Here is a 13,331-nt window from a genome sequence, read left to right as displayed (position 1 = left end):
GCGATGAAACGCATTCAAACCGCTTTTTCACCTCCTTCACTTTACCCCCAATGTCATGTACAACAACGAATTTTCTCAGGAATTTGAGCAAGCCATCGGCCAGGAACTGGAAGCCGGCGGCTACTCCATGGAAACCTTTGAGTTTAACCCCGAGTACCTGGGCGAAACCAGCGGTGCGACTCAGGGTGAGTCGTTCGAGATGAGCGGCGAATACGCCAACGAATACAGCCAGGAATTCAGCAACGAGTACGGCAACGAGTACAGCGGCGAGCTGAACGAAACGCTGGAAATGGAGCTGGCCCACGAGCTGCTGGAAGTCACCAACGAGCAGGAGCTGAACATGTTCCTGGGCAAGCTCATCAAGGGCGCGGGCAAGGCCATTGGCAATTTTGCTAAGTCGGGCGTGGGCAGGGCCATTGGCGGCGTGCTCAAAACGGTGGCCAAAAAAGCCCTGCCCATTGCGGGCGGCGCGTTGGGCACCTTTTTCGGCGGCCCGTTGGGCGGCATGATTGGCAACAAGCTGGGCTCGGCCGCCGGCAACCTCTTTGAGCTGGAGCTCGAAGGCCTGAGCCCGGAGGACCAGGAATTTGAAACCGCCCGCGCCTACGTGCGCTTCGCCAACTCGGCCGCCAGCCGGGCGGCGGCATTGCAAAGCCAGCGCCGCGGCGCACCGGCCTCGGCGGTGGTGCGGCAGGCGCTGGCGGGGGCCGCGCGCCAGCACGCGCCCGGCCTGCTGCGCCCGCGCAACCCCAACGGCACCTTCCGCAGCCTGAATGGCCGGCCCGGCCAGCGCCAAGGCGCCCGGCGGCCGGCGCGGCCCGGTTTCGGCGGCTTCCGGCGTCCGGCGGTGCCCGGCCCCGGCTATGCTTCGAACGACTATAGCCAGGTGAACAACTACGGCCAAGCCCAGCCCGACGGCAACGGCTACGACCCTTCGGGCTACGACGGGCCCGAGGCTGGCGACATGGGCGAGCCGGGCGGAGGCGGCGCCACGCGCGGCACCTGGTTGCGCCGCGGCAACACGCTGGTTATCCAGCTGTAAAGGGCTTTTGGCTTTTGACGAAATGTCCTTTATGTCGTCATGCTGAGCGCCGCCGAAGCATCTCTGCCGCGCAACTAATCAACGGTGTAATAACGAAGCAGTAGAGATGCTTCGGCGGCGCTCAGCATGACGGCCAATGCGATAGGTCCGCCTTCACTTCTGCCATCCCTTCAACCCCCAACCCCCATGCGAACCGCTGCCGATACCCGGTTTTTGGTGAACGAAACGCTGGCGCTGTTCAGCCGCTTGCAAACCGTGCGCTCGTTCTCGCTGAGTACGCCCATGGTGCTGGCCGCCGCCGTGTCGGCGCCGGCGCAGGCGGCCATCAACGCGCACCTGGCGCACGTGGCGTTCGATTTACGGCGCAAGCTGCTGGCCTTTGTGAAGTGGCTGCACAGCCCCGAAAGCCGCCGGCTGAGCGCCGCCAAAACCCAGGCCCGCTACGTGCTGCTGAAACTGCGCTTCAACAATTTGCTCGACCAGGTCGACATCTTCGCCGACGTCCTGGGGCAGCGCTCCGAGCACGGCACCGGCACTTGGGTGGCGGGGCTGGATGTGCTGGCCGAAGACGCCCTGTGCCTGCCCGGCAACTACTACACGGCGCCGCCGCTGGTGTGCTTTCTGGAGCGGGGGCACGGGGCGGCCATTCGGCGGGCCCGCACCCGCCTGCCGGGCGGCGACCTGAGCCCGGTGGGCGTGATTCAGATTCCGCGCGAGCGCATGATTGGCTCGGGCATTGCCGCCTCGCTCATCCACGAAGTGGGCCACCAGGGCTCCGAACTGCTGGATTTGACTACTTCCCTCAAGCAGGCCATCGAGAAGGTGATAGCCGAAGGCCACAAGGAAGATGCCCTGCCGTGGCAGCTGTATAGCCGCTGGCTGAACGAGATTTTGTCCGACTGCTGGGCCATGGGCCACCTGGGCATCACGGCCACCTACGGGCTGCTGAGCGTGGTGAGTTTGCCCAGCTACTTCGTGTTCCGCATTGGAACCGACGGGCCGCACCCTTTTCCTTGGATTCGGGTGAAAATAAGCCTGGCGTTTGGCGCCCTGCTATTTCCCGGTCCGCAGTGGGCCGCCCTGAGCCAGCAATGGGAAGATTTGTACCCCCTCGACGAGCTGAGCGCCGACAAGCGCGACCTTATTCACCGGCTCGAAACCGTGCTGCCCATTTTTGCCGAGCTGGTGCTAAGCCACCGGCCTAAGTCGTTGCAAGGCAAGCAGGTGGCCGATATCTTCCCGGTGGCCGAGCGCCAGCCCGACCAGCTGCGTGCCCTTTATGACACCTGGCAGCAGCACCCGCACCTGCGCGAGCTGGTGGCCCCGTCGCTGGTGTTTGCGGTGGTGGGCCAGGCCAAGGCCGACGGCCGCATCACGACCAACGACGAAGGGCGCGTGCTCTCGCACATGCTCAACCGCTGGGCCCTGAACCGGGCCCGCAACTACTGCGCCGTGCCGGCCGCCCCGGCGCCGGCCATTCCCTCACTTCAAACCGCATAATTCATCATGGAATCCAACCAACCCACTTCCAAATCAGGCTTCCCGTTGCAAGGGGCGCTGGCTTTTACCAGCCCGGCCATCAAGCTGGGAGACGACACGGCGCTGGAGCTGAAGCTGTCGGCCGCGGGCAACGCCTCGCTCGCCACCTTGCTGGGCAGCGGCGGCAGCCTCACCCTGGAATTCAAGCCCGAGGGCGACCCCGGCCCCCGTCTGGAGCAAAGCTTTACCTACAGCATCAAAAACCGGCAGATTGAGCTGCAGCGCGACCCCAGCGACCCCGACCTGCCGTACTGCTCCCCGATGCAAACCGACGGCAACCGCTTCGCCATCAGCAACAACGTGGCGGTGTTGAAGTGGCGCCTGAACAACTGGCGCGAGGCCGGCGGCTTTGTGGTGCGCGGCCGGCTGCTGGCCGACCGCCCCCTGAAGAACGAGGAATACGCCGTGGGGCTGGAAATCAGCGAGGTTCGGCTGCGGGTGCGCAGCAAGGTCATTGATGTGCCTGCGCCCGCGCCGACCCCGACGCCCACCCCAAACCCGCCACCGCCGCCGGCTTCCGGGCCGGCAGTGGTGGCCCCGCTGCCGCTGCCCGTCACGCTGTTTCAGGCCCAGCGCGAGCCCAGCGACGACCAGTTTTTGTGGGGCCTTATCCGGCGCCGCACGGTGAACTTCAACAAGTATTGCAACTTCATCGACAACGTGCTGACCGACCGCAACTCGGCGCTGGGGGCGCAGGCGCGGGCCAGCATTGCCTCGCGCCAGCTGCCGTTCAGCCGGTCGGCGTCGTACACCCTGCTCAAATACGCCACCGAGTTTTACCTGATGCAGGAGGCCGGCCTGGCCCCCGGCACCGGCTTCGGCGACCCCAACCCGCAGTGGGCCGCCGATGAGCTGCGCCGCACCGGCGGCGTGCCCTTCGACCTGGAAGAGCTGCGCGATGACTACCTCGAAAACCTGGGCACCGAGGAAAGCAAGGTGCTGGTGGTGCCCTACTTCGAAAGCATCCGCGAGAAGCTGAAGGAAGTGCCCCTCAAAGACCCCGACGACCTCATCACGGGCGGCACGCTCACCTACGGCATCCTCAAATCGCGGGTGCAGGGCGCCCCGCTCATGGAGCTGATTTGGTCGTATTGGCACGAGGAGGGCGGCCTGGTGCAAACCATGAACGCGCTGAGCTTGCGCTTTCAGAACGTGCGCCGGCCCGGCCCCGGCCCCGACCCGCTGGCCAACCTGGCCATCGACCCGCTGCGGCCCCTGAACAACATCATCTGGGGCTACATCGAGGACGAGCGTAACCGCCTCACCCTGAACCGCCGCAACCTGGAATACCAGTACGAATACGGCTTTGGGCTGATTGGGCGCGGCGTGCAGAACATTGCCGTGGCCGAGCACCGCACTTTCTTCCTGCGGGGCTTTCACAGCCTGCTGCGCGCCTGCACCGAGTTTTATCAGCAGGCCAATTTCACGACGGTCATTCCCGACGGTTTCCCCATTCTCAACCACTTGCGCGAGGTGCACCTCACCCTGGCCGAAGGCGCCCACAACCAGTACGGCGACCTGCCCTGGACGGCCCGCGCCGAGATGCTCACCCAGCAATGGATTCTGGCCCGGCCCGAGGTGCGCGAGTTTCTGGGCGGCCGCGTGATGGTGCCCTACACCGAGCCCTGGATGGACCGCGTGGACAACATGAAAAGCCTGCAGGGCTGGAACCCGACCAACATCACCCACTTCCGCGACTTGGGCGCGTTTGGCGAGCAGCTGCTGCTCAGCATCCGCTACGGCTCCTGGAACAGCCCCACCGTGGGCGCCACCAGCGCCGCCAACTGGGCCCACTACTGGCGCGAGGAAATCCAGCGCTACATCCACGCCTACAAGGCCGTGACGGGCATCGACCTCGCCACCGACCTCGGCGACATCCGCCAGAACACGCCCGATAACGAGGAGCGGTTTCTGCAGCCCGCGCAGCTCATTGAGCGGCAAAATGCGCTGAACCAGGGCCAACTCCGCCGCAGCCGCCAGCTCAACGGCCCGCTGGCTCCGCGCCGGCCGTATGCCGTGCCCGCACCCCGGCGGCGGCTGTTGGACGAGTAAGGGAAAGCCTCCGTCGGAACGAAGCAGCACAGCTGCTTCGACGGCACTTAGCCTTGCCGTTTCATATAAGAACAACCTCCACCGTCCGGCCCATGCTCGATTTCACCTCGGCGCTGTACCTGGGCCCCCAAGCATTGCCGCCGCCGCCGCCGGGCCTGGCCCTGACCACCGGGCGCCCGGCCGTCTTAACCCAGGACGACCGGGCGCACTGGGCGGCCCATACCGTGGCGCAGCGCCAGGGGCTCGAAGCCGGCGAAATGGCACCCTCGACCCTGCATCTGTTTTGGGATGTGCTGGCGCTGGTGCCGCCGCGCGGCGTGGTGCTGCTCGATGAGCGGCTCTACCCCGTAGGCCAATGGGGCAGCCTGCGCGCCCGGCTGCGGGGGCTGCCGGTGGTGAAGTTTCAATCCGATAATCTGCCCGGGCTGGCGGGTTTGCTGCACACCTACCGGCAGCAGGGCCGCACCCCCTGGCTGCTGACCGACGGCTGGCTGCCCGGCCGCGGGCCCGCTCCGCTGGCGCAGTACCACGCTTTGCTGGCGCCCTGCCCTGGCGCCGTGCTGCTGGTTGATGATACCCAGGCGTTTGGGGTGTTGGGCGGCCGGCCCTGCCCCAGCCGGCCGCTGGGGCAGGGCGGGGGCGGCCTGCTGCCGTGGGCGGGGGTGGCCCCCCATGCGCCCGGGCCGGAGCTGCTCACCATCAGCTCGCTGGCCAAGGGGCTGGGCGTGCCGGTGGCGGTGCTGGCCGGGTGCGCGGCGCGCATTGCCCAGTTTCGCCGGCGGGCCGAAACGCGGGTGCACACCAGCCCGGTTTCGGCCTGGCACGCCTGGGCCGCGGCCGCGGCGCTCCGCCACGATGCCCGCCACGGCGAGGCCGCCCGCCAGCGCCTGTGCAGCCGCATCGGACGGTTTCGGGGCGCGTTGAAGCGGGTGGGCCTGACGCCGCGCGGCGGGTTTTTCCCCGTGCAGAAGTTGGTGCTGGCCCGCACCACGGCCGCCCTGGGCCTGCACCAGCAGCTGCGCCGGGCCGGCCTCAATACCCTGTTGCTGGCCGGCGAAACCCGGCCCGGCGTGCCCGAAGTAGCCTTCTGCCTGCGGGCCGACCATACGGACGCCGACCTCGGCCGGGCCACCGCGGCCCTGGCCCAACTGGCCCGCCGCACCCATTGGTTTTCTCCACCATCCATTGCCTTTCGCCATGAATTCGACCCTGACGCTTTCGCCCCGTAGCCGCACTGCCGCGCCGGCGGCCGTGGCCATCATCTACCCCAAAGTGGGCACCGTGCTCCGGGTGCCTCTCCCAAGCCCGCCAGCCGGCCGTTTCCCCGACCACCAGCAGCACCCCGAGCGCCAGTTCATCACCTGGTTCAACCGCATGTCGGGCGCCCGGCCGGGCTTTGCCATGCAGATTCGGCGCATCCAGCTCATTACCGCGGCCCCGCTTTGCCAGAGTTGCTACCAGGTGCTAACCCGCTTTCTGAGCTGCTACCACCTGGCCGACAGCCTGCAGCTCCACTCCCTGGCTTCGGCCCCGCCGGTGCGAACAGCAGCGGCGGGTGCTTCCTGCAGCTGTGGGTGCGGTTATTGTGGGCACCAGGATGGCAGAGGGCCGCTTGATGACCCCAACAGCAACGCGCTCAATGCCCTGCTGCTGGATGATTTTATCTCCGATTCCGAGTTGGAGGAAGAAGGCTGGTGGCGCCGCCTCAAGCAAGCCGGTCAGGCCGCGGCCCTCACCGGCGCCCTCGTGCTGGGGCCGCAGGGCGCTTTTAAACCCGTGTACGACGCGGCCAAAGCCGTGGCCAGTGTCTACGAGCGGCGCAACAAGATGCAGCGCACCGTGGAGGCCGCCACGCCGCCCAGCCTGCGCCCGCCGGGCCAGCAGGAACTGGGCTACGCGCAGGAGTTGGGCTACGAATTTGCCGATGTTCTGCCCGCTTGCGCCAGCCCCGGCAGCGCCCGGCCCACGCTCCGGCTCGGCGCCCGCGGCGAGTACGTGCGCTACCTACAGTGCCGGCTCAACTACCACCGAGTGAGCCTGTTACAGCCGCTTTTGCTCGACGGGGTGTGGGGGCCCAAAACCCAGGCCGCCGTGCGGAGCTTCCAGCAGGGGCGGGGGCTGGTGGTCGATGCCGTGGTGGGCCCGCTCACCTGGGGCCAGCTCGATGCCGGCCGCCCGGTGGTACCCACGGTGCCGCCCAAAAAGGTGCCCGGCGGCAACCCGCCCCTTGGAGGGACCGACGTAAACACGGTCCGCTTCCGCAACGCGGCCGATATCAACGCCTTTTTCCTGGCCAAAACCGGGCAGGACTTCGTAGACTGGTTCCGGAGCAAAGTGGGCGGGCGCGGGGCGTGGGCGGGGCGCAACCTGGGCGCGGCCGGCGTGAAAACCAGCTTCCAGCAGCTCTGGGATAATATTCCGGCCATCTTCGATTCTTTCGACATCAACTTTGCCCAGTTTGCGGCCCTGCAAAGCATTGCCACCAACGAAACCGGCAACATGCGGCCCATTTCTGAAAACGTTGGCCCCATGGGCCTGGCCTACCCGTTCAACGTGGTGAAACTGAAGAACGGACGCACGAAGGGCAGCTACAACCGGAAACCTAACTTCACGGCTTACGACCTGTTCAGCAACCGCGACTACGTGCGGGCCCACAGCCAGAAGGCCCTGGCCAACCGCCTGACCGGCACCCAGGACAAGCGGTGGGAAGCCAATGTGTACCCAACTGATTTCCCCGCCGACCCGGCGATGAACGTCACGGGCTTCATCGGCGAAGCCGATTTTTACAAGTTTCGCGGGCGCGGCTTCATCCAAACCACCTGGCGCAGCAACTACCTCAACCTGGTGCGCTACGTGCAGGCCTATGAGGGGGCCGACCCCGTCATTCGGCGCTTCCGGCAGGCCTGGCAAGGCCTGACGCCCGACGTGGCCGCCACCGTGTCGTCGAACCTGGACTGGGACGCCTTGTTTCAGCAGAGCCAGGAATTTGCGCTCAAAGCCCTGAAAATATACTTCGACCGGGCCAGAGGCCAGCGCCGCGCGACCAGTATCGACAGCGTGCAGGTCGGCAATTGGCCGAGCGTGCGCGCCGTGGCCATTGATGTGGCGGGTGGCCATGACCCCATTTACCACGACCTGTTCGAGCGCCGCGTACGCCAGATTTTCGACACCCTGGGCGCTACGCCGACACCGGTGGGCCCCGGGCCGGGCGCCTTGGCCGGCGGGGTGGGCCCGCTGCCCGGCCCCGCCACCAGCGCCACCGAAACCGCCCGGCGCGAAGCCATTGTGGCCAATGCGCTGGGCATGATGGCCGAGCCCACCATCGAAGCCAAAGTGCGCGGTGCCGACGGCTTGCGCAAGGGCTGGCAGAAGCTCAAGGTCATGTTCGAAACCGCCGCCCCCGTTTATTTCCAGCCCGGTTGGGAAGAAAACAACCTCAAGCGGAGCACCGCCGTGAGCAACACGGCCGGCATCCCGCACTGGTGCGGCATCTTCGCGCTGTGGGCCCACCGCGCGGCTGGCCTGAACGTGGGCACCTGGATAATCAGCAAAGGCATTGGCTCCAACCCGGCCTTCCGCAGCATTCCAGCGGCGCAAGTGAAGAAGGGCGACGTGGGGTATTACAACCTCGACCCCGCCACCAAGCAGCCGTTCCGCCACCACTTCCTGGTGCGCGAAGTGTACCCCGACGGTACGATGGACACCATCGAAGGCAACTCGGGCGCCACCAGCACGGTGCGCAGCAGAAGCCGGGTGCCCATGCGCGGCGTCGATTTGTTCTTCACCGCGTTCTAGCCGAACCTCGTCATGCTCATCATTGACTGCCATTGCCACGCCGGCCGCGGCGACGGCCTCACGGGCCCCTGGGACACCGACGCGCCGCTGCGGCCCTACCTGGCCTGGGCCGACGAAGCCGGCATTGCGCGCACGGTGTTGTTTGCCGCCTTTCATTCCGACTACGCCGTGGCCAACCGCCAGGTGGCCCAGCTGGTGCACCAGAACCCGGCGCGCTTCTACGGTTTCGCCTTTGTGCACGCCCAGCGCGACCGGGGCCGGGTGCTGGAAATGGTGCGCACCGCCGTGGAGGAATACGGTTTCGTGGGCATCAAGCTGCACCGCTACGACGCCCGCATCAGCCGCGAGGTGTGCGACGTGGCCCGGGCCTTCCGCCTGCCCGTGCTCTACGACGTGGTGGGCGAAACCTCGGTGGTCGACCTGTTGGCCACCCAATATCCCGACGTGAATTTCATCATTCCGCACCTGGGCTCATTTTCCGACGATTGGCGGGCCCAAACGTCCCTCGTCGACTACCTCGTGCGCTGCCCCAACATCTACACCGACACCTCCGGCGTGCGTCGTTTCGACATTCTGCAGCGCGCCGTGGAGCGCGCCGGCCCCGCCAAGTTCCTCTTCGGCTCCGATGGTCCCTGGCTGCACCCGGGCGTGGAATTAAGCAAAATCAAGGCCCTGCACCTCGCGCCCGAAGAGGCCCAAAACGTGCTGGCCGGCAACTTGCTTCGGCTAATCGGCCGGGTGCGCCAAGCCGTGGGAGCGGGCGCCCGCCAGCGCGTGTCCGTGGTAGCGGAGCCGCTTGATAACGCGTGGCGCGACCCCTGGCTGATTGGGAAAGACTGAACAAAAACCCTGTCATCCCGAGCGCAGCGGAGGACTTTTTCATAGCTAAACAATTAGCATTCGAATATGAGAAGGTCCTTCGCTATGCTCGGGATGACAGGGTTTTCTAAGCCAGGCGCAGCTGCGTTTCGGGCTCGTCGCGACGGTGCATCTGCAGGATTCGCTCGCTGCAGCGCAGGCGCAGGGCGGCCATTTTCAGGTTGCCGCTTTCGTGGGTGATGGCCACTTTCTTGGCAATTTCCGTCACCTGGTCCTTGATTTCTTTTAGGCCGAGGCCCTGGTGGAGCAGGGTGGTCACGCCGGCTTCCAATTCGTCGCCAACGGGAGCGGCGGCCCCGAGTTGGGCAAAATCCGGCCAGTCGGTGCGCGGAATGTCGCCGATGGTGATGGGGCCTTCGCCGAGGTGCTTGCTGGCAATGCGGGTGATGAGCTGCTGCAGCTCGCGCACGTTGCCGGGGTAGTCGCGCAGTTTCAGGAAGTCGTACACCTGCCGGTCCACGGGTTGGCGCACGCCGTGCTGCTGTGTGAAAAAATATTCCGCCAGGGGCACAATGTCCTCCTTGCGTTCGCGCAGGGGCGGCAAGTGGCAAGTCCAGCCCGAGACGCGGTAGTACAGGTCTTGCCGGAACGTGCCCTTCTGCACCTCAGCCAGCAGGTCGCGGTTGGTGGCGCTCACCAGCCGGAAGCGGGCCTGCCGCCAGGTGTTGCTGCCCACCCGCTTATAGGTGCCCTCCTGCAGGGCCCGCAAAAATTCGGCTTGCAACGGCAGGGGCAGCTCGCCCAGCTCATCCAGAAACAGGGTGCCTTCGTGCGCCAGCGCCACGGCCCCATCGCGGGCGCTGATGGCGTTGGTGAAAGCCCCCTTTTCGTGCCCGAACAGCTCGCTGCCCGACAGCCCTGGAATCAGGTTAGTGCAGTCCACCACCACGCAGTCGCGCTTGCCCGGGCGCGCGTCGAGCCGGTGGATTTCCTGGGCCACCAGCTCTTTGCCCGTGCCGCTTTCGCCCGTTATCAGCACCTGGCAGTTCGAGAGGGCCATGTCGACCACCTGGCGCAAGGTGTCGCGCCAGCGCTGGCTGCGGCCCACCAGGCAGCGCTGCAGGTCGGTGACGGTGGCGTCCAGCGTTTGCCAGTAGCGCAGGCGCGAGGTCACAATTTCCACCGGTTGGTCCACCTCAAACCACGAAAAAACATCGGCTACGCCGCTGCGCAGCAGCGCCCAGGTACTCAGGCTGGGCAGGGCGCCCACACTCACTGCCAGCACGTTGGCGTCAGGCATGTGGCGCAGCTCAGCAATGGCTTCCTCCACGGCGGGCAGCGCCGATTGCGCGTCCAGAAACAGCATGCCGGGGCCGCGGGCGCCGTCGGGGGCGCGCAGCGGGAGCAGGGCCAGCCCGCCTTTTTCTAGTTGAATGATGATTTCGGCGAGGCGGGCGGTTTGGCGCGTGAATGATAGAAACCACACCGGGTATGGGGTAGCCATTGCAAAACAAAAAAGGTGATGGGAAGAGGGCGGCGCGTGTGGAAGGGAGGTAAATATAAGTTAAATAATTAATAAATTGAATATTTGATTTAAATTAAAAAATGGCGGATGAGCGTACAAATTCTTGGACGCACGTACACCCCATTTCTGCTTCTCATCGGCGGGTATTTCACTGCTTTCATGACGGCCACCATCCTTTCCGAAACCTCCGTGCCCGGCCTTCCCTCCGCCTCAGGAGTCGAAATCATCGGCGGCACGGCCTACATCATTGGCGACGACGCCCCGCTGCTTTACCAGCTCGATGCCCACACCTTAGCCGTCACCGGCCGGGTGCCGCTGTTTGAAACCACCGCCTTCGGCACCGGCCGCCTGCCCAAAGCCGACAAGCCCGACCTCGAATGCATGGCCGCCCTCATCTGGCCCGACGGCCGCCCTGGCCTGCTGCTGCTGGGCTCGGGTAGCTTGCCCACCCGCACCCGCGGCTGGTTTGTGCCCACCGCCGGGGCCAGTCAGCCGCCCGAAGTTGTCAACCTGGCCCCGCTTTACGACCTGCTACGGCCCCAGCTGCCGGCCGGCACGGTGCTCAACCTCGAAGCTGCCGCCACCACCGAAACCGAGCTGCTGCTGTTTCAGCGCACCGTGGGGCGGGCCGACGCAGCGCTGCTGTTCCGGCTGCCGCTGGCCGCCACGCTGGCGTTTATGGCCAGCGGGGGCGCGGCACCGGCCGTGGGCCGGCTATCGTTCGAGCTGCCCGAAATTGCCGGCAGCCCGGCGGGTTTTTCGGGCGCCACGTTTGTCGATGGCTTGCTGTTTGTCACGGCCTCCGTGGAAAACACGACGGATGCCGTGCTTGATGGCGAAGTGTTGGGTTCGTTCGTTGGGCTGGTCAACTTAGACACGCAAGAGGCGGCATTTGCCCGGCTGGCGTGGCGCGATGGCCGCGCCTACCGCGGCAAAGTAGAAGGCCTGGCCGTGCGGCGGAGCATGGGCCGGCACCATTGGGAACTGCTGCTGGTGACCGACGACGACCAGGGCGGCAGCACGGCCGTCGTGGCCGATGTCACGATGGTCTAACCCTGGGTCTCCGGCAACTGCCGTAGCCATTCCAAGGCTTCGGGTTCGCCGTCGAACATGCGGTAGGTGAGGGCCGACTGTTGCGAATCACTCATCACTTGGTTGACCGAAAGCTGGGCAAAAACGTCGGCCGGCAGCAGGATGGCCCCAAACATTTCGTAGCCTTCGCTGGCGCTACGGGCCAGCCAGAAATCCCGAATCCAGGCGCGTTCCTCGTCGGTGTAGGGTGCCATCTGGCGCTGGTCGGCCAGCATTTTGTGCCAATGGTGGCGGCGCAACAGTTGGCTGGTGTGGGTGAGAAAAGCCTGAAACGTGGGAAAGTCGCGGCGCCCGGGGGCATACTCCACCAGGGCGTAGCCGTCGGGGTGTTCGAGCAAACGCCCGACGGGGTTCTCAAAATACAAACGCATGTGCTAATTAACGGCGGATAATCCCGTGATAATAAATAAAATAATAGCTCAAACGACGAGCTGTGGCCGGAATCAAGCCCGCAACCGGCCCGGTGTACGAAAGCGGGTCGGTTTCGTTGAGAAATAAAATGCCAACATTGCGCCCCGGACCTTAATTTTGTAGGCCGCGTTCGTGGAATCAGCAGCGCCCACCGGACTTCTCTACCCTTCTTCTTCGCATGAATTCGCTGCCCCGCGCCCAGGAAACCCTTTATTTTCAGAACGCTGCCGGGAAGGTTTTTCACAACCCATCGGGCTATGCGCGCCTGGCCTGGAGCGCCGAACGTCCCACGCTGGACCACATCAAAGCCTTCTACGAACAAGTGCTGGCCCTGCTGCTGAACACCGGCACCCGCAAAATCCTGTCCGACCACGGCCAGCGGGCGCCGTTGCCCGTGGCGGCGCAGGAGTGGCTCACCACCAACTGGATTCCGCGCGCCATGAGTCAGGCGCGCACCCGGCACTGCGCCATCGTGGAAGGTGCCGACCCGCTGCACCGGCTGTCCACCCAGTCGGTGGTGTCGGCGTCGCCGACCGGGTTCGTCTTTCAGCGGTTTTCCAACGTCGAAGCCGCCGAAACTTGGCTGCGAAGCGTCGCGGTATAAAAGGTTTTCTGAGGGAAATTCCTTACGTGATGAAATCCTGCGCTGCGCTCAGGATGAGAGGAGTTGAAGTTTAATACCTTCAATAAAAGCGCGCCCGGGCTGTACGAAAACCACGAAATCTCCCGCTAAACTTGCCGGTTTGGCAAACGCCCGTACCTTTGCCCCACAATGAATGCACCCGCCAACCCCTTTTTGCTGACTGTGCTGCCTGCTCCGGCCGGCACGGCTATGCACGGGGTTCAGGGCCACCACCACCATCTGTGGGGGGCCGGGCTGTGCGCCGGGTGCTAGGCTAGCACCGGCCACCCGCGCCTCCACCGCCGTGCTCCGGGGTGCTGTGCGCCGGGGTGATTGTCCTTAATTTTTTTGCGGGAATTTCTGCCATCCGGCCATTTGTGCCGTAGTAGGGCTGCCGCGAGCCCCTGGGGCGCCGCGTCCCGTTTTTTACTCCA

10 protein-coding genes are annotated in these 13,331 nt (G+C 65.4%); 8 read left to right on the top strand and 2 right to left on the bottom strand.

The window, feature by feature from the left end; translation table 11 throughout:
* The first annotated feature begins 55 nt into the window (after nt 1-55).
* The 6 genes from Q5H92_RS14240 to Q5H92_RS14215 all read left to right on the top strand — a co-directional run bounded on the left by Q5H92_RS14240 (nt 56) and on the right by Q5H92_RS14215 (nt 9,268).
* A complete protein-coding gene (locus Q5H92_RS14240) occupies nt 56-1,042 on the top strand; it encodes a hypothetical protein (protein ID WP_305012204.1) in 987 nt (328 codons plus the stop codon).
* A gap of 186 nt (nt 1,043-1,228) precedes the next feature.
* Nucleotides 1,229-2,542, top strand: a complete 1,314-nt coding sequence (locus tag Q5H92_RS14235) for a hypothetical protein (RefSeq protein ID WP_305012203.1) — start codon at nt 1,229-1,231, stop codon at nt 2,540-2,542.
* Between the two features lie 6 nt (nt 2,543-2,548).
* The gene (locus Q5H92_RS14230; RefSeq protein WP_305012202.1) at nt 2,549-4,633 is read left to right on the top strand and encodes a hypothetical protein; all 2,085 of its coding nucleotides are present in this window, start codon (nt 2,549-2,551) and stop codon (nt 4,631-4,633) included.
* Nucleotides 4,634-4,725: 92 nt separating this feature from the next.
* Entirely contained in the window at nt 4,726-5,862 is a 1,137-nt protein-coding gene (locus Q5H92_RS14225) for an aminotransferase class I/II-fold pyridoxal phosphate-dependent enzyme (protein WP_305012201.1), read from the top strand.
* Nucleotides 5,831-8,428, top strand: coding sequence for a peptidoglycan-binding domain-containing protein (locus Q5H92_RS14220; RefSeq protein ID WP_305012200.1), 2,598 nt, complete (start codon nt 5,831-5,833; stop codon nt 8,426-8,428). The genes Q5H92_RS14225 and Q5H92_RS14220 overlap by 32 nt, the downstream gene beginning before the upstream one ends.
* A 12-nt stretch (nt 8,429-8,440) precedes the next feature.
* Entirely contained in the window at nt 8,441-9,268 is an 828-nt protein-coding gene (locus tag Q5H92_RS14215; protein ID WP_305012199.1) for an amidohydrolase family protein, read from the top strand.
* A gap of 106 nt (nt 9,269-9,374) precedes the next feature.
* On the opposite strand, the gene Q5H92_RS14210 is transcribed toward Q5H92_RS14215, so the two are convergent.
* On the bottom strand, nt 9,375-10,751 hold the full coding sequence (locus Q5H92_RS14210) for a sigma 54-interacting transcriptional regulator (protein WP_305012198.1): 1,377 nt from the start codon (nt 10,749-10,751) through the stop codon (nt 9,375-9,377).
* 180 nt (nt 10,752-10,931) lie between these two features.
* Between Q5H92_RS14210 and Q5H92_RS14205 the strand changes: the two genes are divergently transcribed.
* Nucleotides 10,932-11,825: a DUF6929 family protein gene (locus tag Q5H92_RS14205; RefSeq protein ID WP_305012197.1), complete on the top strand. Its 894-nt coding sequence runs from the start codon at nt 10,932-10,934 to the stop codon at nt 11,823-11,825.
* Here Q5H92_RS14205 and Q5H92_RS14200 read toward each other — a convergent pair.
* A complete protein-coding gene (locus Q5H92_RS14200; protein ID WP_305012196.1) occupies nt 11,822-12,235 on the bottom strand; it encodes a hypothetical protein in 414 nt (137 codons plus the stop codon). The genes Q5H92_RS14205 and Q5H92_RS14200 overlap by 4 nt on opposite strands.
* Before the next feature lie 218 nt (nt 12,236-12,453).
* Between Q5H92_RS14200 and Q5H92_RS14195 the strand changes: the two genes are divergently transcribed.
* Nucleotides 12,454-12,879, top strand: a complete 426-nt coding sequence (locus Q5H92_RS14195; RefSeq protein WP_305012195.1) for a hypothetical protein — start codon at nt 12,454-12,456, stop codon at nt 12,877-12,879.
* Nucleotides 12,880-13,331: the final 452 nt, after the last annotated feature.

This window comes from Hymenobacter mellowenesis, assembly GCF_030581005.1.
GTDB lineage: Bacteria > Bacteroidota > Bacteroidia > Cytophagales > Hymenobacteraceae > Hymenobacter > Hymenobacter mellowenesis.
Note: the sequence above shows the minus strand (reverse complement) of the source record. Positions and strands in the feature narration are given on the sequence as shown.

Coding starts and splice junctions, on each gene's coding strand:
- Q5H92_RS14195 (WP_305012195.1), top strand. CDS start 12,454: ATGAATTCGCTGCCCCGCGCCCAGGAAACCCTTTATTTTCAGAACGCT.
- Q5H92_RS14235 (WP_305012203.1), top strand. CDS start 1,229: ATGCGAACCGCTGCCGATACCCGGTTTTTGGTGAACGAAACGCTGGCG.
- Q5H92_RS14230 (WP_305012202.1), top strand. CDS start 2,549: ATGGAATCCAACCAACCCACTTCCAAATCAGGCTTCCCGTTGCAAGGG.
- Q5H92_RS14200 (WP_305012196.1), bottom strand. CDS start 12,235: ATGCGTTTGTATTTTGAGAACCCCGTCGGGCGTTTGCTCGAACACCCC.
- Q5H92_RS14215 (WP_305012199.1), top strand. CDS start 8,441: ATGCTCATCATTGACTGCCATTGCCACGCCGGCCGCGGCGACGGCCTC.
- Q5H92_RS14205 (WP_305012197.1), top strand. CDS start 10,932: ATGACGGCCACCATCCTTTCCGAAACCTCCGTGCCCGGCCTTCCCTCC.
- Q5H92_RS14210 (WP_305012198.1), bottom strand. CDS start 10,751: ATGGCTACCCCATACCCGGTGTGGTTTCTATCATTCACGCGCCAAACC.
- Q5H92_RS14240 (WP_305012204.1), top strand. CDS start 56: ATGTACAACAACGAATTTTCTCAGGAATTTGAGCAAGCCATCGGCCAG.
- Q5H92_RS14225 (WP_305012201.1), top strand. CDS start 4,726: ATGCTCGATTTCACCTCGGCGCTGTACCTGGGCCCCCAAGCATTGCCG.
- Q5H92_RS14220 (WP_305012200.1), top strand. CDS start 5,831: ATGAATTCGACCCTGACGCTTTCGCCCCGTAGCCGCACTGCCGCGCCG.